Below are 20,174 nucleotides of genomic sequence, written 5' to 3' on the forward strand. Positions count from 1 at the left end.
GTCACCGCCCAGCCGGGGTGAAGCTGTTCAGCATCGCGTAGCCATCCTTGACCCGGGATTTCCATTGATCCTCGGAGATCGACCAGGTGATCACGTAGACGGTCTGGTCGGTGACGATGGCACGCCGTATCTCATGGACCCGGCTCTCGGCGTTGCCATAGATGACCTCCCAATCCGCGGCCTCGCCGTGCGGGGAGTCCACGGTCTTGATCCCCGAATCGGTGATTGTGGCCCCACCTTCCGAGTTGGCCTGGATACCGCTCTCCTGCTCTTCGAGCACCGACTGGGGGCTGTCCCCGGGGTAGAGCTCCTGTGTCTGGATGTAGAGCAGCCCGGCCCCGTAGCCCGGTTCGATGAACCGCCGGGCCTCGGCTTCACCGCTCACCTTGGCGTCGGCGGGCCGGTCGATCGACCAGCCCAGCTTCCTTTCGGTGTACGGCTTGAGCGTGCCCGAGCCGCCGCTCCGCACCGGCGGTTCTTCGGTCGTGGGTTTGGTGGCCTTGGGTCCGGGGGACTTGGTGGGGGCCTTGGTGCGAGGTTTCGACTCCCCGTTCGCGGCCGGGACCGAACCGGCCTTGTCGAAGCCCGTCGAATCGGGGTCGGCCCAGTTCTGCATCAGCACCACGATGATCGGGACCAGGATAACGAAGGCCACCGCGAGAGCCACGACAAACGGCGTCCGCTTCCGCCCACGCCGTCGCGCCGGAGGGTGACGGTCGTAACCGGACATGCCCGACGTCGCCGTGGACGGGCCCTGCGGGTGGTGCGACCCGGTGTGCCCGGCTACCGGGTGCATCGGCTGCCGTATCCCGGAGCCCGGTGTGGCGCCCCACGGCGATCCGGGGGGCGGCGCCACCTGGGGCCCCGTCCGATGCGGCGCGGCCGGTGGGTACGGGGTGCCCGGGTACGGGGTACCCGGGCGCGGGGGCGGAGGAGGCGGACCGCCGTACGCCTGACCGGTCGAGGGCATCGGACCGGCGGGCCGCGCGGGGGAAGGCCGCGCGGGGGCGGGCGGCGGCGGTGCGGGGCGGGCGCCGCTCTCGATCGCGGCCAGCATGCGGTCCGCCTCCGCGGCGGGGATGCGGTGTCCCGGCTCCCGCCGCAGCATCCCGGCGAGTACGGCACGCAGCTCGGGCGCCGCCCGCGCGATGTCCGCCTCCTCGGTGAGCAGCGCGCTGAGCGTGGAGATGGCGTCGCTCCGCTCGAACGGCGAGCGGCCGACGGAGGCGGCGTACAGGGTCGCGCCAAGCGACCAGAGGTCGGATTCGGGCCCCGCGTCGGCGCCGCGGGCCCGCTCGGGGGCGAGGAAGCCCGGCGACCCGGTAACCATCCCGGTCTGGGTGAGCGAGGTGTCCCCCTGGACGACGGCGATGCCGAAGTCGCTGAGCACGACGCGGCCGTCCCGGCCGATGAGGATGTTGCTGGGCTTGACGTCCCGGTGCAGCACCCCGGCCTGGTGCGCGACGGTGAGCGCCGCGAGGACCTGCCTGCCTATCTCGGCGATCCGCCGGGGCGGCAACGGCATCAGGCTTTCGAGGGTCTTGGCCTCAAGGAGCTCCATGACGATCCAGGGACGGCCGTCCTCCTGGGCCACGTCGTAGACCGCGACGATCGCCCGGTGGTTGAGCCGCGCCGCCGTACGCGCCTCCCGGGAGGTCCGCTCGAACAGGCGCGCCTGTTCCGCGGGCGGCATCCCCGGGGGAAGGAGCACCTCCTTGACGGCGACCGGACGGTCGAGCAGGGTGTCGTGCGCCTCCCAGACGACCCCCATGCCACCCCGGCCGAGTTCCCGAATCAGGCGATAGCGCCCCGCAACCTGATGACCTACGCCGTTAGCCATTTCAGGAGTTTGACACATTTGTCCGCTGGAAACGCACCGGACACCGGGCATGGCACAGTCTTGACGATAGACCTTCTAGGCTCGATAAGTGTGCGCTTCCTCAACGACATCACCCCGGTTCACGACCTGACCTACAGCGACGTCTTCATGGTCCCCTCCCGGTCGTCGGTGGGCTCCAGACTCTCGGTGGACCTGTCGACCCGTGACGGCAGCGGTACCACCGTCCCCCTCGTGGTCGCCAACATGACCGCGGTGGCCGGACGGCGCATGGCCGAGACGGTGGCCCGGCGCGGCGGCATCGCCGTACTGCCGCAGGACATCCCCATCGACGTGGTGGCCGACGTCGTCGGCTGGGTCAAGCAACGCGACCTCGTCCACGACACCGCTATCACCCTCACCGCGCACGAGACGGTGGGTGAGGCGCTCAACCTCCTGCCGAAACGGTCGCACGGCGCCGTCATCGTGGTCGACTGGGAGAACCGCCCCATCGGGGTGGTCACCGAGGCCGACTGCGCGGGCGTGGATAGATTCACCCAGCTTTCTCAGGTGATGTCCGGAAATGTGCTGACACTGCCGACGGGTATCGACCCGCAGACCGCCTTCGGCATGCTCAACGAGGGACGGCACCGCCTCGCACCCGTGGTGGACTCCGAAGGCCGGCTGACCGGCATCCTCACCCGGACCGGGGCGCTCCGGGCCACCCTCTACCGGCCCGCGCTGGACGGGGCGGGCAAACTGCGCATCGCGGCCGCCATGGGCGTCAACGGAGACGTCGCCGCCAAGGCCGGGGAGCTGCTGGAGGCGGGTGCCGACCTGCTTGTCGTCGACACCGCCCACGGCCACCAGGAGAAGATGCGCGAAGCGCTCCGCGCCGTACGGGCCGTCCGGCCCTCCGTCCCGGTCGTCGCCGGGAACGTGGTCACCGCGGAGGGGGTCCGCGACCTCGTCGAGGCCGGCGCCGACATCGTCAAGGTCGGGGTGGGTCCCGGCGCGATGTGCACCACCCGGATGATGACCGGGGTCGGGCGCCCGCAGTTCTCCGCCGTGCTCGAATGCGCAGCGCAGGCCCGGCGCCTGGGCCGCCACGTCTGGGCCGACGGCGGGGTACGGCATCCGCGGGACGTCGCCCTGGCCCTCGCCGCGGGCGCCTCCAACGTCATGATCGGCTCCTGGTTCGCGGGGACCTACGAGTCCCCCGGCGACGTGCACACCGCCGCGGACGGACGCCGGTACAAGGAGAACTACGGGATGGCGTCGGCGCGCGCCGTACTCCTGCGCACCGCCGACGACACGCCCTACGAGCGGGCCCGCAAGGCGCTGTTCGAAGAGGGCATCTCCACCTCGCGGATGTACCTCGACCCGGTACGGCCCGGGGTGGAGGACCAGATCGACGCGATCGTCGCCGGACTCCGCTCCGCGTGCACCTACGCCGGGGCCCGCACGCTGGAGGAGTTCGCCGAGCGCGCGGTGATCGGCGTCCAGAGCACCTCCGGGTACACCGAGGGCATGCCCCTGCACACCAGCTGGTAGGCACGGCCCGGCCTGTCGCGCTCCGTGACCGGCCGGGCCGCCGCGGATCGCTGGCGCCGTGGCGGCGTTGACAGCCGCGATCCGCACGCTGGGCAGCGCAGAGTCAGATCGGGCGCCGGGTGTTCCGGAGTGCGAAACAGGGTGGGGCTTCGGGCACATCCGCGTCGCCAACCCCGTAGAGTCATCCGGTCGGCCCACGACAGGCCGGATTTGTCAGGCCGCATCGGATATCGAGGAGACACACGTGACGCTGGAGAAGCCGGAGATCGACTTTCCCGAAGGCGCCCCGCCCGCAGACCTGGAGATCACGGACATCACCGTCGGCGACGGCGACCAGGCCAAGCCCGGCGACATGGTGACCGTGCACTACGTCGGCGTTTCCTTCTCCACCGGAGAAGAGTTCGACGCCTCGTGGAACCGGGGCTCGGCGTTCCAGTTCCCGCTCGGGGCCGGCAAGGTCATCGGGGGCTGGGACCAGGGCGTCGCCGGCATGCGGATCGGCGGACGCCGCAAGCTGGTGATCCCGCCGCACCTGGGGTACGGCAACCGCGGCGCCGGGCCGATCAAGCCGAACGAGACGCTGATCTTCGTGGTCGACCTGATCGGCATCGGCTGAGGGTCCGCACTCCCGGATCCCCGGGGCGCCGCCCGCCGTTTCCCCGGAGACCTCCGGAACCCCGACGTGTGGGGGCCGCCACCCCCACACTCCGGCGGGTCGCCGGATCCCCCCGGCACCCGGTTCCCCGTCCCCGCCGCTCGTGCGGGACGATGGAAACGTGCTGCTCATCGACCTCGTCAGGACCTCCACCGCCGTCGCCGGCGAATCCTCGCGGCTGAGCAAGACCTCCCATCTGGCCGAACTCCTCCGGAGCGCCGGAGACCAGGCCGCCCTCTGCATCTCCTACCTCGCGGGAGAGCTCCCGCAGCGCCAGATCGGGGTGGGCTGGGCCGCCCTGCGCGAGCTGCCCGCCCCCGCCGCCGAGCCCGGACTCACCCCGGCCGACGTCGACTCCTCCTTCGAGGCGATCAAGGCCGTCTCCGGTCCCGGCTCCCAGACCGCCAGGAGAACACTCCTGGCCGGGCTGTTCGGCGACGCCGTACCTGAGGAACAGGCCTTCCTGGTCCGGCTGCTCACCGGCGAACTCCGGCAGGGCGCCCTCGACGGGGTGATGACCGACGCCGTCGCCGCGGCCTCCGGCGTCCCCGTCAAGGAGATCAGACGCGCCCTCACCCTCCACGGCTCGCTCCCCGCCGTCGGCGCCGTCGCGCTCTCCGCCGGGGTCGAGGGGCTGCGGGCGATCCGGCTGGAGCCGGGTCGCGGCCTGCGGCCGATGCTCGCCGCGAGCGCCGGGGACCTGGACGCGGCCCTGTCCGGATCCCCGGGTGAGCGGGTCGCCCTCGAGTGGAAGATCGACGGGGTCCGGGTCCAGGCGCACCGCGCCGGCGAGCGGGTGACCGTCTTCACCCGTACCCTCGACGACATCACCGACCGCGTGCCCGAACTGGTGGCCACGGTGCGCGCCCTGCCGGTGCGCTCGGCCGTGCTCGACGGGGAGCTGATCGCGCTGCGGGCCGACGGGCGCCCCCACCCCTTCCAGGTCACCTCCGCCCGGGTGGCCACCCGGACCGCCCCACCCGCCGAACAGGTCCCGTTGAGCGTGTTCTTCTTCGATCTCCTCCACCTGGACGGGCGGGACCTGCTCGACTCGCCCGCGGCCGAGCGCTGGGCCGAGCTGGCCGAGGCCGTACCGGAGCCGCTCCGAATCCCGCGCCTGGTCACCGCGGACCCCGAGGCCGCGCGGGAGTTCTTCCGCCAGGCCCTGGCCCACGGTCAGGAGGGCGTGATCGTCAAGTCCCTGTCGGCGCCCTACGCGGCGGGCCGCAGGGGCGCGGGGTGGATCAAGGTGAAGCCGCGGCACACGCTGGACCTGGTGGTCCTCGCCGCCGAGTGGGGGCACGGACGGCGTCAGGGTTACCTGTCCAACCTTCACCTGGGCGCGCGGGATCCGGCGTCGGGTGGGTTCGTCATGCTCGGCAAGACGTTCAAGGGGCTCACCGACGCCCTTCTCACCTGGCAGACCGAGCGCTTCCTGGAACTCGCCGAGAGCCCCGCCGACGGGTGGACGGTGCGGGTCCGCCCCGAACTCGTGGTCGAGATCGCCTTCGACGGAGTCCAGACCAGCCCCCGGTACCCGGGCGGGATGGCGTTGCGCTTCGCGCGGGTGCTCCGGTACCGGCCGGACAAACGCCCCGAGGACGCCGACACCGTCGAGACGGTCCGGGAGATCCTCGCGGCGCAGGACCTCCCGGAGGCCTAGGGCAGCGCGGTGAGCGGGCGCCAGCCGAGCGGGGTCGACAGGACCATGGTGCTGGAGGGCTGGCCGTACGGGGCGAGCCGGTCGATGAGGTCCTCGAAGGCCGTCATCGACGTCGTCGCGACTTCGAGCAGGCAGCACGCGTCGCCGGTCACCCGGTGCACCTGGAGGATCTCCGGCCAGGTCAGCACCTGTGGATCACGCAGGACGCACCGGTCGTTGTAGCAGGACATCCGGATGACGGAGATCACCCTACGGCCGGTGCGCTCCAGGTTCACATGGACGTGATAACCCGTGATCACGCCTGACTCCTCCAGCCGCCGCACCCGTTCGGCGACGGCCGGAGCCGACATGTGGACCCGGCGGGCGAGCTCGCTGTAGGAGAGCCGGGCGTCCGCCTGGAGCTCCGCCAGCAGGGCCCAGTCAACCGCGTCAATCTGGCGTTCCAAAGGTCACAGCTCCATTCGCCTTCTCCACGGCAGGTGTTCACCTTACTATCACCGTGGTTCAAGGCTCAGAATGCCGTTCCCCTTTCCATGCCCTCGAATCCGAAACTCTTCGCAAAGCATGAAATATCGGTATGTGTCGCTCGGCGGTCGCCCGCGTGGCTCACCTGGCGAGCCGGAACTCGGAGGAGACCACGGTGACCGGATAGTCGTTGGGGTTGACGATCTGAAAGTGGAGCCGGTCCGCCGGCACCAGGCGGTCGATCGTGTGGAGCGAGGTGTCCAGCGCCCGGCCGTGACCGAGCCGGTCCTCACCGTGGATCTCGCTCACGAAACCCCGGTCGGCGGCGTGCCGGCTGAAACGCAGCCGGACCCGATCGCCCCGGCGCAGCCCGTCCAGGGTGGCCCTGGCCCACAGCACGTACTCCCCCGCGGCGCGCGGCACAACCGACGCCCCCTCGGCCTCGTGCAGGTCGTCCGGGTCGACGAACTCCACGGCGAACCGCACCGACTCCGCGGCCCCGGCGGCCACCGTCTGCCGTTCCCCCTCCCGGCTGCCGAGCACACACATCCGCTTGAGCGGCTGCTCCACGGCGGGCGGCTCCGGCTCGCCGCCGACGGGCATCCCGGCGCGCAGCCAGGTGTACAGCTCGTTTCCCGGGCAGTCGGTGGCGAGGTGGTCCCGGTGGCCGTTCACCCGCCTGCGGGCCCCCTTCGCCCACAGGTGCTCGACGGCGGCCTTGATCCCGCTCTTCATCTCGGGCGTGGCCTTGTCGCCCTGACCCATGATCGCGCAGACCGCGTACCACCCGTCGTTTCCGGTGTTGGTGCCGTTCGCGGCGGTACGGCGGCCGATCCAGCGGCCCTCGTAGACGAAGCCGTGCCGGCACACCAGCGCCGTGTAGGCGACGTCCGCCCAGCCGCGCCGGTCGATGTGGAACCGCTGGATGCCGCGGACCCGGTCGTCGCACACGTCGTGGGCGTACTCGCCGAGCTTGGAGCCCTCCCAGTGGATCGAGACCCCGCCCTGTGCGGGTGTGATGTTCCGGGAGGCCGGGGAGACGAGGGGACGGGCACCCCAGTCCCGTCTCGACACGAACTTCATTTCCGGCATGAGACCTCCCGCGAACTGGTTGCATGCCGAAGGCTAGACCACAGGCCCTCCGATTTCCCGAGTGTTGTCGCGGAAGTCGCGTGATCGAGAGCCCGAATCCACCGGATCGTTCCGGGTCGCCGTCCGCATGATCCGTACGGCGCATACCCGCTGTCCTCGGGGAAAACCCGCGAAGCCCGTGGTTCCCCACCCCGCCGCCGGCCGGATCGGACGGCGCGGCGCCGCGGCGCTTTGGAAACCCGGGTGACGTTCGGCGGGAGCTCACCGGACGCGGCTCCGTGACCTTACGACGCGCGGACTTTCAGGCGCACCCCGGCGAAGCCCGTACACCTCTCCGCCGGACGTCGGCCGCGACATCCCGCGCCCGGAACCCGTCACGTGAGCCGTACGGCGCCCGCGGGCCGTTCCGCTATTTGATCATGCGGAGGGTGAGCGGATAGCGGAAGCCCCCGTCGCCCAGCGCGGCCAGGCCGCCCACGAGTGAGAGGACGAACCACGCGACCCAGACAAAGGGGAGCAGCAGGATGCCGACCACCGTGAACGGCAGCGCGATGGTCGCGATCAGCACGGTGAGCTGGAAGTTCAGTGCCTCCACCGCGTGCCGCCGGATGTACGGCGAGCGCCTGCCCCCGGCCAGCATCATGATCAACGGGCCGACGAAGAGGAGACCGCCCAGCGGAAGCAGGTGCCCGGCCGCCGCGCCGAGCCGCTCCTTGCCGACGGGCATCGGCGGGTTCCGCGACGCGAACGGATCCGCCCCGGACGGGACCTGGTCCGGCAGGTCCGCCAGGAGGGGGGCGATGTCGGCACGGGTGACCGCCGCCATCGCCGCGTCCAGCCGCAGGTCGAACTCGACCTTGTCCAGAGTGCCCCGCTCATACGCCGTCTTGAGCCGCTCGACGACGCCTTCGCGCTCGGCGTCCCCCACCCGCAGATGGCCGAGCTCCCCATCGGAAGCGCCGTACCGGCGCGACCTGGTCGTCAAGGAGTCACCCCACGTCATCGAGATCTTCCTTCCCTCGCCGTCCTCCATTGCCGATACTGGCTTGTCTCAGGGTTCGGCGCATCGGGTATCCCCCTGATCGATCCCTGAGACCGACACCCGACCGATCGGGGAGGTATACAAGGACCATGGGATGGCGGGATCGCTACGGCCTCAAACGGCTCCGTGGCCCACGGAAGGCGAAGTTCGACCGTAAGGCCAACGACACAGACATCGAGGCATTGATCGCATTCGCGAAGTCCAGGATCGGAGTGGAGTTCTACGTCGAACCCGAGACGTTCGCCACAGACACGACGGCGGTGGCCGTCGCCCGCGACGGAGAGTGGACCCGGCGACGGGTCGGTTCCCCCAAGGTGATCGCCAAGGTCGCCAAGGATCTGGCGCTCCCCGTCTACGACGTACAGATCACCGGATACCCGGCGAGCATGCGCGCCTACAACGAGCGTCGCAAACAAGACAACCAGTCTCTCTGACCCAGTCCCCTCCGTGATCGCCTGGCGAATCCGGCGCACACCCCGGCGAGGTCGTCCCCCGGCCGCGCCGCCCCGGCCCAAGTCCTCCCGGAGGGGCCCTGACACCGGACCCGGCCGCCGTCGTTTCCGCGGCCGACGCGCCACATCCCTCATGTGCCGCGGTTCCAGGCCCACCTCCGGCTCCGCCGGGACTCGACGGCCCGGGGAGCCGGTACGGCAGGCCCTGGCTCGGTTTCCCCCGCGCGGACTCCGCCCACCCGGAGCCGCAGGCCTTTGTCAAGCGGGTGCGCCGCCCTCCCGGCTTCCCCCGGTCTTCGTGGGCCGGCTCCGACCGAGATCGACACCGCCGTCGCGCGGATCCGGGCCGGTGAACCAATCCCCTTTCCCGCTCTTCGCCCCAGCCGGGCCGATCCGGAAGGTGTCGATCCACAGGGGCTTGGGATCGGGGTTCCCGGCCCCGGCGGTCCGGTTCGCCGCGGCACTCGACCAGGCCGCCCTCCTCGGTCCCCGTGCGATGTCGTCGTTTGACGGATGGGTGCGTTCCGACCGCTACGGCATGATCTCTCCTGGTCGCCGACCTCCGTGGAGCCGGGTTTTCCACAGGCAGGCACAACCGTGACGGCGACTATCCCCAGAACGCCGTTCGGTTCTCCGGGGCCGAGCCCGTTCCGGCATCCTCCCGTGTCATGAGACTCTCCTCGCAGATCGACGTCCTCGCCGCCATCCCCTACCTCATCGGGTTCTATCCCGAGAACAGCCTCGTGATCGTCGCCATCGCCGGGGACCCCTCCGGTGGGGAGCTCCAGCTCACCGCGCGAGGCGACCTCCCGCTCCCCGGCGACTGGTGGGAGCCGGTGCTGCGGGTGCTGGAGCGCGAGAAGATCACCCAGGTGATGCTGGTGGGGTACGGGCCGGGCCCGTCGGTGACCCCGGTGGTCGAGGACGCCCTGGCGCGGATACCGGTCCCGGTCGTCGAGGCCCTCCGGGTGGAATCCGACCGCTACTGGTCCTACCTCTGCGCCAATCCTTCCTGCTGCTCCCCGGAAGGCATGCCGTTCGACCCGGCGGCGAGCGCCGTGCCCGCGGAGGCCACGCTCGCCGGGATGGTCGCCATGCCCGACCGGGCCGCGCTGGAGCGCTCCATCGCCCCGTTCGGCGGTCTGACCCGGCTCTCCATGCGGCAGGCGACCGATCGCGCGGTGGCCGCGGTGCGGGAGCGGCTCGGCGGCCGCCCGTCCCCCCGCCGGACGACGGAGTTCGTCGACGAGGGGCTCGCCCGGCTGCGCGCGGCGGTCGACCTCTACCGGGACGGGGGCAGGCTCGACCACGACACCGCCGCGCGGCTCGGGCTGGACCTCCTCGTCGTGCGCATCCGCGACGACGCGTGGGTGCGGATCGACGACGGGTCCCGCAAGGCGCACACCGCGCTGTGGACGGATCTCACGCGCAGACTCGAGGAGCCGTTCCTCGCCGCGCCGACGTCCCTGCTCGCCGTGACCGTCTGGGGTGAAGGGGCCTGCACACTCGCCGGGATCGCGGTCGACCGCGCGCTCACCGCGGATCCGACCTACTCCATGGCCCACCTGCTCCTGCACGGCCTGCGGAACTTCGTGACCCCCAGGCTCATCCGGACCGGCTTCGGCGGCCCGGAGCACCTGGCCGCGGAGATGGGCCCGCCGTCCCCGCACTGGCTGGCCCCGCTCCTGATCCGCCTGGTGGACTACCGCGCCGACGACCGGCGACCGGCGGTGTGACGCGGCCGGCTCCGCCGCCCCGGCCACGTCGCACCGGCGGGGCGCCGGCCTCAGCGCGGCCCGTTCGGCCCCGGCTGATAGGGCTGATACGGCAGAGGCGCGGTGATCCTGCGGACGAGCATCGTGGCCCCGGCGACGGCGCCGGGCATGGCGAGCACCGCGAGGAACGGGATGAGGAAGACGAGGAACATCGCGGTGCCGAACCCCACGGCCAACGCCTTGTGGGCCCGGAGCAGAGCGAAGCGCTGCTTGCGCAGGATCCCCCGTCGTTCGAACGCCACCGAGCTCATCTCGACGGTCAGGAAGAACCCCGAGACCATGGCGCCCAGCACCGGGATCACGGTCTGGCCGATCACCGGGATGAACCCGAGGAAGAACAGCGGGACGGTGAAGACGAGAACCCAGCCAAGGGTGATCAGGCTGTCCCGGATCGACCGCCCGATCGACCGCAGGAGCGAGACTTCGGGTCCGTGGACCACGCCGCCGAGGTCCTCGTCGACCTGCTCGGACAGCTTCTCGTAGAAAGGCTCACCGATGATCAGTGTGACGGCGACGAAGGTGAACACCGCGATCGCCAGCCCCGCACCGACGAGCAGGACGCCGACGGCGATGCGCACCGTGTTCCGCCATCCCTCCGCCCAGGAGTCCGCGAAGGGGGTGAACGTCTCGGCCAGACCGCCGACGTTCAGAATGAGAAAGGCGAACGCGGCGACGTACAGCGCGAAGGCGATCAAAGCGGGGATCAGCCCGAAGAGCCAGCGCCCCGGGTGCCGGGCGACCCAACCGATCCCCCGGAAGAACAAGGCTACGCCGTGAAAAAGGCTAGACATATAGTGCGATCTTAGTCGGGAACGTCGGTCCTGCGACTGCGTACGGCCCACAGATCGGTGACGTCGACGTCGAGTTCGGCGAGGAGCCGCCGGACCAGCGGGAGTGAGATGCCGAGAACGTTCCCGTGGTCCCCCTCGATCCCCTCGACGAACCAGCCGCCGAGGTCGCTGATCGTGAACGCGCCCGCCACCCGCAACGGCTCGCCCGAGGCGACGTACGCGTCGATCTGGGCGTCGCTCGGGGACCCGAACCGCACCGTCGTGGACCCGACCCCGACGGCCTCACGGCCGCTCGCCGCATCGATCACGCAGTGACCCGTCAGCAGTGTGCCGGTCCGGCCGCGCATCGAGATCCACCGCTCGCGCGCCTCCTGCGGGGTCGCGGGCTTGCCGTAGGTCTGCCCGTCCAGGTCGAGGACCGAATCGCAGCCGATCACCAGACCGCGGGAGAGCGTACCGGCGACGACGGCCGCCTTCGCCTTGGCGAGCAGAAGGCAGAGCCGCTCGGAGGATTCCGCGACCACGGCCTCCTCGTCCACCCCACTGACGATCACCTTGGGGTCGAGGCCCGCGCTACGGAGCAGCGCCAGCCTGGCGGGGGATGCGGAGGCCAAAATGATCTCTGTCATGCCTATCGAGTCTAGGGCCCGCCTCAAAGCCCCGGAGAACGCCCGGACGGACGCCCGAGACCCCGACGGCCGGATGCGGATCAGAGTACCTGGATCGCCAGCAGGCAGACGTCGTCCTCGACGCTGCCGGGACGCAGACGGTTGAGCAGCGTGTCCACCCCCGGTTTCCCGTCCTGCGCGGCCGAGGTCTCGGCGGCCCGCAGCAGCGCCGCCACACCTTCCTCCAGGCTGTGACCACGCCGTTCGATCACCCCGTCGGTGTAGAGCAGCAGCAGGTCCCCGGGTTTCAGCATCGTCGTGTTGAGCGGGTACTCGGCGAACTCGACCGCCCCGAGCAGCGGCCCCGGCGCGTGCCCCAGCAGCCGGGCCACCCCGTCGCGGACCAGAATCGGGGCGGGGTGCCCGGCCGAGGTCCAGGAGAGCGTCCGATCGTCGGGCGAGAAGTGGCCGAGCACGGCGGTGCCCGTGCTCGTGATCGCCGCCCCGTCGTGGAGGATCAGCTCATTGAGCCAGCTCGCCAGCCGATCCGCGTCGGCGCCGGTGTACGCGAGCCCGATGAGCCCGGTGCTCATCTGGGCCATCAGCGTGGTGGCGGTGAAGCCGTGGCCCATGGCGTCACCGACGGCGAGCAGCACCCGGCCGTCGGGCATGAGCCTGGCCGCGTACCAGTCGCCGCCGATCCGGGCGGTCTCCCCGGCCGGGAAGTAGTGCACGGCGACCACCAGGCCCGGCGGGGTGAGCAGTCCCTTGTGCAGCGGGAGGATCGCGTCCTGGAGCTCGCGGGCGATCCGGTGCTCCTCCTCGGCCCGCCGGCGCTGCCATTTCGCCTGTTCCCGGGCGATGGCCAGATCCTGATCCCGGCGCCGCAGGTCCGTGAGGTCCTGCGCGAGGGCCCTGATCGCGATGGGGTGTCCCTCCCCGTCGAGTACCGGCTCGCTCACCAGCCGCAGGTGGCGGATGCCGTGTCTGCTCCGGATCCGGAGCTCGCCGTCGACGGCGAGGTGGTGGTGGAGCAGGGTCCGCACCTGGGACTCCAGCGCCGGAAGGTCCTCGGCGAGGACGATCGCGGGGAGCGCCTCCAGCGGAGCCGGCCCCTCCTGCGGGGCCCGTCCGAAAATGTCGTACATCTGGCGGGTCCAGGTGACCCGTCCGGTCGCCAGGTTCCACTCCCCCCAGCCGAGCCGGGCGACCCGCTGAGCCCCTTCCCAGCCGGCCACCAGCAGGTCCTCGTCGTGGGTGCGCCAGGAGACGATCAGCCCGTCCCCGGCGCGGACGGCTCGGACGCTGACGCACGCGGGCCAGAGCGCCTGGTCACGGACCTCCACGTACTCCACCCCGTCCCGGACCAGCGGCGTCCCCGTCTCCAGGGTGGCGGTGTAGTCGTCGAAGAAGCCCGAGCTCAGCACCCCCGGGGACAGGCGGAGCAGGCGACGGCCGATCAGGGCCGGCGCGCGGCGTCCGGTGACGTCCCGGGCCCGGTCGTTCGCCGCGGCCAGGTAGAAGTCGACGACCCTGTCCCGCTCGTCCCGGATCGGGGTGAGGTAAACCGCCGAGACGTGGACGACCTCGAGGGCGGAGACCACCCAGGAGGGCATGTCGAGGTCGGGTGACCGGCTCTCGTCTGCGGGTTCCGCGGACGCGATCACCTCTTCCGCGACGTCCTCGACCGCCCGCCCGCTCTCCTCCGCCATCCGCCACAGCCGGTCCGAGGCCTCCTCCGGCGGGCATCCGCACCGCTCGGCGAGGACGGCTCTGGCCTCCTCGACGACGGCCAGGTTCCGCATCCCGAGGCGGAGCCGGGTGAGCTCACCGTGGATCCGATCGGCGATCTCAGCCCGTCGATCCTTGGTGGTATGTCGCGACAAGTGGCTTTCCATTCCTCCGATTACTGTTTCATCCTATACAGCCACTTAAATCACTATCTGGATGCAATTAGTCTGATTATTCAGGACAAAATTTCAGTAAGGACGGGGAACATGAGCATCCCGCGCACCGAGCGGATACGGAGCGGCGTTTCCACTCGCGCCACCACAGCCGCCGGCCATGCCCCCGGGTCCACCGGCGCCCGCGCGCCGACGCAAGACCAGCCGGTACGGCAGGCCGCCTTTCACACCGGTCCGCTCCTCACCGGTCCCCACCCTCGGCGTCGACAGGTCCGGACGGTATGTCGAGTACGGGAGAGACCTCCCGCCGGGATGGGAACACCTGTACGACCAGGGTGGGCGGGCAAAGGCCATCGGCCCCGGAAAAGATCCGCAGTGACCCCGATGTCCGCGCGTGGGGAAAACGTCGGAGGAGCCGCGTACAGTCAATCCACCATGTATGACGGCGAGCGGCGGGCATGAACGACAACCAGGTCATCCAGGACTTCCCCGGTCTGGCCGACGCCTTCCGGCGGGAGTTGCTGGCGCACTGCTACCGCATGCTCGGTTCGGTGCACGACGCCGAGGAAGCGGTCCAGGAGACCTACCTGCGGGCTTGGCGCTCCTATGACGGGTTCGAAGGTCGTTCCTCCCTGCGCACCTGGCTCTACCGGATCGCCACCAACGTCAGCCTGACCGCGCTGGAGACCCGGCAGCGGCGCCCGCTCCCGGCCGGCCTGGGCACGCCGAGCGCCCAGATAGGCGACCCAATGGTCCGGCGACCGGAGATTCCGTGGCTGGAGCCGATCCCCGACGTGCTGGTCGGCGCCGACGGATCCGACCCCGCGACGATCGTCACCGCACGGGAGAGCATCCGGCTGGCGCTCACGGCCGCGCTCCAGCATCTGCCGCCCCGGCAGCGGGCCGTGCTCATCCTCCGCGACGTGCTCAAGTGGCGGGCCGCCGAGGTCGCCGAACTGCTGGACACCACCACCGCCTCGGTCAACAGCACCCTGCAGCGCGCCCGGGGCCGGATGAACCTGATCGCCCCGACCGAGGACGGGGTGACCGAGCCCACCGCCTCGGAGCAGCGTGAGCTTCTCGATCGCTATGTCGCCGCGTTTCAGGCCAAGGACGTCGCGGCCATCGTCCGGCTTTTCACCACCGACGCCACGTGGGACATGCCGCCCTTCACCACCTGGTTCCGCGGCCGGTCCGCCATCGCCCACGCCGTGGGCGCAATCTGCCCGGCCGGTCCCGGCGACCTCCGGCTCCTCCCGATCCGGGCCAACGGCCAGCCCGGGTTCGCGCTGTACCTCCGCGGACCCGACGGGGTGCGGAGGGCCTTCAACCTGCAGGTGCTCACCCTGACCCCCGAGGGGATCCGGCACGGCTCCAACTTCTTCGACCACTCGCTCTTCCCCGTCTTCGGACTCCCGCCGGAACTCCCGCCCGAACCCGGCCCGAGCTGACCGCACCCGCCACGGCACGTTCACAACGACCGCCAAATCCGCACCCGGCTGCCAGCCGGTCCTCGAGCCCGTCGGCGAGGGGGCGGCGAGCTAGGCCCGGCCCGCCTCGGATGGCACCTTGCCCGTGATTTCCGGGAGCCGGCCGTGTCCACGCGGGCCGGGAAGGAACCCTGCTTCGGCCGGGGACGGAACCTGCCTTCGACGGGATGGATGTCACGGTGATCCCGCCCCGGCGGTGGCGAGCGCGGAAGCCGGAGCGGTCCGCCGCGTGTCGCCGGGACCCCGGGTCACGTGAGCGGTTCAGTCTGCGCCCGGAGGCGTTCAGGTGCCTGGTGGTCCTCGCGGTCTTCAAAACCGACGGCACCGAGTAGCTCGGTGCGGCGGGTTCGATTCCCGTCCGCCTCCGCACAACGAGGGACCCCGGGCAACCCGGGTGGTCACCTGCAGGTGTCATCCTCGATGAGGCGTGGATCAACGAGCCGAACCCGTCATCGACTCACGGCTTGCGTCCGACGACCCGGCGGTTGCGCCACCGGGTCGGCAGGTTGCGCAGTTCGATGTACGGACCGCCCGGCCACCGGTCGCCGGGCCGAATCCTCACCTCACCCGGCGGAGCGGTCCGCCGCCCCGGAAAACCCCTCGTCCGCAGGTACGGCGGCAACGCGGCTCCCGGCCGTACCGAATCACGAAATTATGGCCTCTATGTGGATTTCACCCGGTATGGGCGAGGTGGCTGGGCGGGGGCGCCGGGCAGAGTGGGCGTGAACAGGGAGACTCGAAGGGAGTCGCCATGGCAACCGCCTTCATGCCCAACAGGTCGGAGCACTCCGGCTGGCTGACCTTCGCCGGACTCCTCGCCATCCTGGTGGGCTTGTTCAACGCACTCGACGGAATCATCTCGCTGGCACGCCGCACGTTCTTCGTCGTCGGCGAAGAGAAGATCATCTTCGGTTTCACCGCCTGGGGCTGGATCCTGCTCATCCTCGGCATCATCCAGATAGTCGTGGGATTCGCGATCCTCAACGGCCAGGTGTGGGGACGTGCCGCGGGTGTGGTCCTGGCGATCCTCGCCGCGATCGGGCAGCTGCTCTTCCTGCCGGCCTATCCGATCTGGTCGATCATCGTCATCGCGATGTGCGTTCTCCTCGTCTACGCGCTCACGGTCCCGTCCCGGCACGCCGTCGGCTGATCGACGAGACGGCGGGGGCCGGGAACGGCGGCAGGACCGATCGACGCGGTGCGCCGGGTCAGGTACCGGCACACCGCGCCGATCCACGTCCCGGTACGGGCACCCGTCACACCCGCACCACCGGAGGCGGCTCCCAGGCACGGGTGAGCAGGGCCGGTTCGGGCCGGTGGGCGCGCAGGCAGAGGGCGAAGTCCCCGGCCGGAGCGGGCAGCCATCCGGCCCGGAGCGGTCCCGCCGGAGGGGCGTGCCGGACGACGACGGTGAGCCCCGCCTCCGCGTCCGCCGCAGGACCGAAACGGTAGCGGTTCGCCACGTTGGGGTGGAGAAAGCGGTCCCGGTCGTAGAGGGTCAGCGACCAGAAGCCCCGGACGGGCGGCAGCTCACCCGGGGCGAAGTCGACGCGGTAGGTGTGCGCGCCGTGCAGGCGCTCACCCGCGGAGTCGAGTTCCCGGAAGAAGCAGACGGTCTCCGCGGCCCGCCCGGCGCAGACCCCCTGTCTGGCCACCGCCGTCCGGGTGACGTAGTCCGTGCCGAACGCCGCGCCGTCCCAGAACGTCGTCCAGCCGTCGGCGACCTCGACCCCCACGTCGCGGAAGCGGAGCAGCGGGGCGATCAGTTCGGCGTCGGCGGCGACGGCGGCCTCCCGGAGCAGCTCCCGGTGGTCCGACGAGTCCAGCACCGTGCGCACCAGCCGATAGACGGCCTCCTCTCCGCGAAGCGGCGGCACCTCGTCCATCACCTCCGGCAGGACGTCGAAGAACGTGGCGGGCGACACCCAGGCGGAGACGTCGTCTCCCGCCTGGAAGGCGTCGGGGAGGTCCGGCACCGCCGACCAGTCCTGGGTCTGAAAGCCGCCGTCGAACCGGGTGAGCGGGTAGGCCGACACCTGCCCGGCGAGGCGCCCGACCGGTTCGCCGACCGGGTAGAGCCGGGGGCTCACCGTCGCGATGCCGGTGGGGGATCGCAGGACCCCCGCGAACCCCGGCGGCTTCACGCCCGACCAGTGCGGCCCGACGACGAGGTAGAGGCCGGGGCGCGAGCCGTACATGGCGCCGAGTTCGGCGAAGGCGTCGGTCCGCTGGTCGCACAGCTGGTAGACCCAGTACAGGTCACCGAAGTCGGGCACCTGGACGACCACGGGCCCGTCGCCGAGGTCCAGCACGCCGAATCCGTACACGACGTCGGGGTCGGGGCAGGGCACCCGGCGCTGGCCGGGGGCGAGCCGGTCGATCAGCATGCAGAGCCGCCCGACCGGGGCGACCGGGACGACCCCGCCGAGCAGCCCGGGCTCGGGCACCCGGCGGAGCGCCGCCAGCCGGTTGTGCAGGTTCACCATCGGCCAGGCCCACAGGTAGGCGAGTCGCGCGATCTCCCGCACCACGTCGGGGGTCAGCCGCCGTTCCCCGGCCCCGGGCATCAGAGCAGGCCCCGGCGGGCCGCCTCCGCGATCGCAGCACGGCGGGAGCCCACCCCGAGTTTGCGATAGGCCGCTCTGAGGTGGGTCTTCACCGTGTTGACGGAGAGGAAGAGCCCGTCGGCGATCTCCTCGTTGGTCATGTGCGAGGGGAGGAACCGGACGACGGCCAGCTCGCACTCGGTGAGCGCCCCCGCCGGGGCGGGCCTGGCGGTGAGCACGGCCGCGGGCTGGCGGTCGAAGCGGCTCAGCACCCGGTTGCGGAAGGGGCCCGGGGAGGTCAGCGCGGTGAGGGCGGAGCGCACCGTCTGCCCGCCCTGCAGGAAGACCCGGATCGGTTCCTCGGCGGCCGCCAGCTCCAGGGCCTGCCCCAGGCAGGTCGTGGCGGTGTCGGCCGCGCCGAGGCGGCGGTGGGCGCATCCGGCGACGAGCAGGGCGCCGATCCGATCGGGCAGCGTCCCGGCGCCGTCGAGGCGTTCGGTGACCGCCCGGAGCGCGGCCCGCGGGTCGTCGCAGATCAGGTGGAGGTATCCGGTGACGATCGGATCGCCGGTCAGGGTGAGCGCCGAGGCGGCCCGGTCCGGGTCGCCGATGCGCAGGGCGATCTCCGCGTCGAGTCCGTCGCTCACCGCCCGCGCCCCTTGGACGTCGCCTTCGGCGAGGAGCACCCGGGCGCGGAGCCAGGCGAGTTCCTCCCCGACGGGCGGTTCACCGGGGAACGGTTCGAAGCGCGGATCCTCGTCGAGAAGGTGCTTGGCGCCGATGAGGTCGTCCCGCGCCCAGGCGACGCGGGCGAGCGCGGCGACCGTGACGGCCCGGACCTCCGCGCCGGCGGGGACCCGCCCCGCGGCCCGGCCGCCCCTGGAGAGCGGCTCGGTCAGGGCGACGGCGGCCTCGAGCGCGCCGTAGCGGGCCTCCGCCACGGCTCGCCAGGCTCTGGCCCGTACCCGCAGCCCGGGCAGGATCGACGGGGAGGGTGCCGACCGCAGGGCTCCGTCGGCGATCCGGAGCGCCTCCCGCGCCTGCGGGACGGCTCCTTCGCGCAGGTGGGCGAGGCCGAGCAGGAACGCGTAGGTGCCGCGGGCGGCTTCGCTGCCGGCTTCCCGCACGCCCGCCTCCAGCTCCTCGTGGTCGCTCTTCCCGGCCGCACGGGTCCGGTCGGCGCGCAGCAGCCGGGTGACCAGTTCCGGGTCTCCTGCGTCGACGGCGCAGCGCAGGCCTTCGCGGGGCCGGTCCTCTCCGGCGTACCAGCGCGCGGCCCGTACCCGCAGGCCCGGGAGCTCTTCCGGCAGGTCCCGTTCGGCCTCGGCGAGAAGCAGGTCCCGGAAGAGCGGGTGGTATCGGTAGCCGCCGTCGCCCCGTTCGACGAAGCCGGTCTCCCGGCTCAGCCGGTCGAGGGTCCGGGCTCCGTCGTCGCCGCCGGTGAGCACGTCGGCGAGCGGTCCGGTGAGGGTGCCGGCGACGCAGGTCCGCAGGAGGAAGTCACGGTCCGACCCGGTCTGGTCGTGCAGCACCTCATCCCGGAAGTAGTCGGCGAGGAAGGAGTCGCCGGCGAGCCGAATGCCCGCCATCCAGCCCCGGGTGTGGTCGAACAGCACCCGGCCGACCTCCGGGGACACGCCGAGGACGCCGCAGTACTGCGCGCACTCCTCGGCGGTGCAGGCGAGTTCCGCGCCGTCGATCTCGGCGAGCTCACCGGAGACGCGGAGCCGGGCCAGGTGCCGGAGGCGGGGGACGCGCCGCCCGGAGAGGATCAGCCGGAGGGTGTCGGGCGCGTGCAGGATCAGCGAATCCAGATCCTCCAGTACGGCGGGCGCGCTGATCTCGTGGACGTCGTCCAGGACGAGGTACACGGGTTCGCCGTCCCGGGGCACCAGGGCGGTGAGCCGGTCGAGGAACCCCTCCACGTCACCGTCCGCCGCGCCGGCCTGCTCGGTGCCGAGTGCGCCGAGGATGCAGGCCCGGAGCCGGGTGGGCTCGTTGTCCCCCCGGTCGGTGCAGAGCCAGCCGACGCGGCGCCGCCCGGCGCCTTCCTTGGCCCACTCGGCGCAGGCGATGGTCTTCCCCGCGCCGGCCGGGCCCCGGACGAGGGTCACCCGGGCGGCGGTCGCCTGGTCGAGCCGGGTGGACATCCGCGGCCGTGGCATGACGGGTACGGCGGTGCGGGGTATCGCGAGTTTGGCGGTGAACCGCCCCCGATCCCCGTTCATGTTCTGCCGCATGGGCACGATCACCGCCATGGCTCCCCCCGAAGCTCCGGCGTACTCCCCCGCTAAGGATGAAGTCGCAGTTCAGGGACATAC

General features: G+C 71.5%; 16 protein-coding genes and 1 tRNA gene. 8 read left to right on the top strand and 9 right to left on the bottom strand.

Translation table 11 applies throughout. From position 1 onward, the window contains the following. Position 1: 1 nt before the first annotated feature. The gene (locus RUR_RS28025; protein ID WP_283138210.1) at positions 2-1,840 is read right to left on the bottom strand and encodes a serine/threonine-protein kinase; all 1,839 of its coding nucleotides are present in this window, start codon (positions 1,838-1,840) and stop codon (positions 2-4) included. Positions 1,841-1,930: 90 nt separating this feature from the next. Between RUR_RS28025 and RUR_RS28030 the strand changes: the two genes are divergently transcribed. The 3 genes from RUR_RS28030 to RUR_RS28040 all read left to right on the top strand — a co-directional run bounded on the left by RUR_RS28030 (position 1,931) and on the right by RUR_RS28040 (position 5,688). Continuing rightward, positions 1,931-3,370, top strand: coding sequence for a GuaB1 family IMP dehydrogenase-related protein (locus tag RUR_RS28030; RefSeq protein WP_283138211.1), 1,440 nt, complete (start codon positions 1,931-1,933; stop codon positions 3,368-3,370). A gap of 244 nt (positions 3,371-3,614) precedes the next feature. Next, positions 3,615-3,986, top strand: a complete 372-nt coding sequence (locus RUR_RS28035; protein WP_283138212.1) for an FKBP-type peptidyl-prolyl cis-trans isomerase — start codon at positions 3,615-3,617, stop codon at positions 3,984-3,986. 160 nt (positions 3,987-4,146) lie between these two features. Further along, positions 4,147-5,688, top strand: coding sequence for an ATP-dependent DNA ligase (locus RUR_RS28040; protein ID WP_283138213.1), 1,542 nt, complete (start codon positions 4,147-4,149; stop codon positions 5,686-5,688). Here the strand turns inward: RUR_RS28040 and RUR_RS28045 are convergent. From RUR_RS28045 to RUR_RS28055, 3 genes are all read right to left on the bottom strand, one after another. Next, positions 5,685-6,134, bottom strand: coding sequence for an Lrp/AsnC family transcriptional regulator (locus tag RUR_RS28045; protein ID WP_283138214.1), 450 nt, complete (start codon positions 6,132-6,134; stop codon positions 5,685-5,687). The two genes, RUR_RS28040 and RUR_RS28045, sit on opposite strands and share 4 nt — an antisense overlap. Before the next feature lie 160 nt (positions 6,135-6,294). Then, positions 6,295-7,236 (bottom strand): peptidoglycan recognition protein family protein, encoded by a 942-nt coding sequence (locus RUR_RS28050; RefSeq protein WP_283138215.1) that lies wholly within the window; start codon positions 7,234-7,236, stop codon positions 6,295-6,297. Positions 7,237-7,654: 418 nt separating this feature from the next. Next, entirely contained in the window at positions 7,655-8,248 is a 594-nt protein-coding gene (locus RUR_RS28055; RefSeq protein WP_283138216.1) for a DUF1707 and DUF4870 domain-containing protein, read from the bottom strand. 128 nt (positions 8,249-8,376) lie between these two features. Here RUR_RS28055 and RUR_RS28060 point away from each other — a divergent pair, with 128 nt between their 5' ends. Both RUR_RS28060 and RUR_RS28065 read left to right on the top strand, forming a co-directional pair. Beyond that, positions 8,377-8,721 carry a hypothetical protein gene (locus RUR_RS28060; RefSeq protein WP_283138217.1) on the top strand — a complete coding sequence of 115 codons (345 nt, stop codon included), beginning with the start codon at positions 8,377-8,379 and terminating at the stop codon, positions 8,719-8,721. 686 nt (positions 8,722-9,407) lie between these two features. Then, entirely contained in the window at positions 9,408-10,475 is a 1,068-nt protein-coding gene (locus RUR_RS28065) for a DUF4192 domain-containing protein (RefSeq protein WP_283138218.1), read from the top strand. 50 nt (positions 10,476-10,525) lie between these two features. On the opposite strand, the gene RUR_RS28070 is transcribed toward RUR_RS28065, so the two are convergent. The 3 genes from RUR_RS28070 to RUR_RS28080 form a co-directional block, all read right to left on the bottom strand. After that, positions 10,526-11,305 (bottom strand): EI24 domain-containing protein, encoded by a 780-nt coding sequence (locus tag RUR_RS28070; protein ID WP_283138219.1) that lies wholly within the window; start codon positions 11,303-11,305, stop codon positions 10,526-10,528. Between the two features lie 11 nt (positions 11,306-11,316). Further along, on the bottom strand, positions 11,317-11,934 hold the full coding sequence (locus tag RUR_RS28075) for a Maf family protein (protein WP_283138220.1): 618 nt from the start codon (positions 11,932-11,934) through the stop codon (positions 11,317-11,319). Positions 11,935-12,014: 80 nt separating this feature from the next. Beyond that, positions 12,015-13,799: a SpoIIE family protein phosphatase gene (locus tag RUR_RS28080; RefSeq protein WP_283138221.1), complete on the bottom strand. Its 1,785-nt coding sequence runs from the start codon at positions 13,797-13,799 to the stop codon at positions 12,015-12,017. Positions 13,800-14,275: 476 nt separating this feature from the next. Between RUR_RS28080 and RUR_RS28085 the strand changes: the two genes are divergently transcribed. The 3 genes from RUR_RS28085 (at position 14,276) to RUR_RS28095 (ending at position 16,457) form a co-directional block, all read left to right on the top strand. Further along, positions 14,276-15,268, top strand: a complete 993-nt coding sequence (locus tag RUR_RS28085) for a sigma-70 family RNA polymerase sigma factor (protein WP_283138222.1) — start codon at positions 14,276-14,278, stop codon at positions 15,266-15,268. Between the two features lie 313 nt (positions 15,269-15,581). After that, a tRNA-Sec gene (locus tag RUR_RS28090) sits at positions 15,582-15,675 on the top strand. A gap of 383 nt (positions 15,676-16,058) precedes the next feature. After that, positions 16,059-16,457, top strand: coding sequence for a DUF7144 family membrane protein (locus RUR_RS28095; protein ID WP_283138223.1), 399 nt, complete (start codon positions 16,059-16,061; stop codon positions 16,455-16,457). A gap of 106 nt (positions 16,458-16,563) precedes the next feature. Here RUR_RS28095 and RUR_RS28100 read toward each other — a convergent pair whose 3' ends face one another. Then, positions 16,564-17,874, bottom strand: a complete 1,311-nt coding sequence (locus RUR_RS28100) for a DUF1254 domain-containing protein (protein WP_283138224.1) — start codon at positions 17,872-17,874, stop codon at positions 16,564-16,566. Next, a complete protein-coding gene (locus RUR_RS28105) occupies positions 17,874-20,111 on the bottom strand; it encodes a winged helix-turn-helix domain-containing protein (protein WP_283138225.1) in 2,238 nt (745 codons plus the stop codon). The genes RUR_RS28100 and RUR_RS28105 overlap by 1 nt, the downstream gene beginning before the upstream one ends. Positions 20,112-20,174: the final 63 nt, after the last annotated feature.

Origin of the sequence: Rhizohabitans arisaemae, assembly GCF_025996515.1 — a bacterium.
Taxonomy (GTDB): domain Bacteria; phylum Actinomycetota; class Actinomycetes; order Streptosporangiales; family Streptosporangiaceae; genus Rhizohabitans; species Rhizohabitans arisaemae.